Annotated in this window: 1 protein-coding gene; it reads left to right on the top strand. The window is 40.1% G+C overall.

Features of this window, described 5'->3' with window-relative positions; genetic code table 11:
- The first annotated feature begins 55 nt into the window (after positions 1-55).
- Complete coding sequence (locus tag RV13_RS20340) at positions 56-1,462, top strand: IS5 family transposase (protein ID WP_060789659.1); 1,407 nt, start codon at positions 56-58, stop codon at positions 1,460-1,462.
- Positions 1,463-1,473: the final 11 nt, after the last annotated feature.

Genomic DNA, 1,473 nt, shown 5'->3' with positions numbered 1-1,473 from the left:
TTTTTCAGTAATATGCTGAAAACCGTGCACTCTTACCCTTTTTGGAGGTTTTTGAATGTATAAACCGCAAATTCACACCCAACTCGCTTTTGAAGATTTTAATCAACCTATCGGTTTAAAAATGAATCCTGAAAATCGCTGGATCAAAAAAGCAGAACGGATTCCTTGGATAGAGTTGGAGAAAGAGTACGCGAAAAACTTTCGAAATAAAAAAGGGAATGTCGCAAAACCGCTGCGCATGGCATTGGGCGCTTTACTCATCCAAAAAGAGTACAGCTACAGTGATGAAGAAACGGTGTTACAAATTCAAGAAAATCCATATCTTCAATTTTTTATCGGGTTACCTGGTTACCAAGATGAACGACCTTTCGATGCCACATCAATGGTCAATTTTCGTAAGCGATTAGACAAGACAACTTTGATTGAGATCAACGAGAAGATTGTCGCTTACAATGAAAAATCGAACCATGACAGCTCAAATGATAACGATGACTCATCATCTGGTACCTTGATTCTTGACGCAACCTGTTCGCCCCAGAATATCAAGTATCCTACGGATACTGAACTTTTAAATGATGCACGAACACATGCCGAAACAATCATTGACACTCTTTGTGCTGAGAACAATTGGAAGAGGCCTCGGATCTATCGTAAAGTAGCACGTAAAGTTTATTTGAACGTCGTTCGACGCAAGAAGAAAGCAAGGAAATGGTTGCGTGCCCAGCTTCGGAAACTTTTAGGATTCTTGAACCGTGATGCGAAAATTATTCGAAAGTTCCTGACCAAGGGCACTACTCTATCTGAAAAGCATCAAACATGGTGGGAAATAATCCAAAAAATCTATGACCAACAAAAGTACATGTACGATCATCGTACCCATTGCGTCTCTGATCGAATCGTCAGCTTTCACCAGCCATGGGTTCGTCCAATTGTGCGCGGAAAAGTCAAAGCTGCAACTGAATTTGGAGCGAAATATGATATGAGCATCGATGGAGGAATCGCCCCCATCGAACGAACTAGTTTTGATGCATACAATGAATCAGAAGTACTCGTTTCAGCAATCCGGCGATATTACGACCGGCATGGATATTATCCAGAACGCGTATTAGCTGATAAAATTTATCGTAATCGGCAAAACATTCAATACTGTAAAGCACGAAATATCCGACTTTCTGGACCAGCATTAGGTCGACCAAGAAAGAATGAAAATCGAGATAAATTAACCGAATATCAGGACAACACAGACCGAATTGAGGTAGAGCGTGGCTTCAGCCAATTGAAACGCTGTTTTGGCGCGGCTTTAATTACCACAAAACGTCAAGATACGACTTTATCAAGCATCGTGTTGAGTGTTATCGCAATGAATCTGTCAAAATTGACGGCAGATTTTTTACGCCAATTTTTCAGATGGATATCGAAGATATCTCTCTTAGAACTGAATAATCAATCAATCATCATTTAACCAAAATTTGT

Source organism: Enterococcus raffinosus (assembly GCF_001886185.1).
Lineage (GTDB): Bacteria > Bacillota > Bacilli > Lactobacillales > Enterococcaceae > Enterococcus_A > Enterococcus_A raffinosus.
Note: the sequence above shows the minus strand (reverse complement) of the source record. Positions and strands in the feature narration are given on the sequence as shown.

Bases quoted from the DNA above. Each gene is read 5' to 3' on its own strand.
- RV13_RS20340 (WP_060789659.1), top strand. From the start codon at position 56: ATGTATAAACCGCAAATTCACACCCAACTCGCTTTTGAAGATTTTAAT.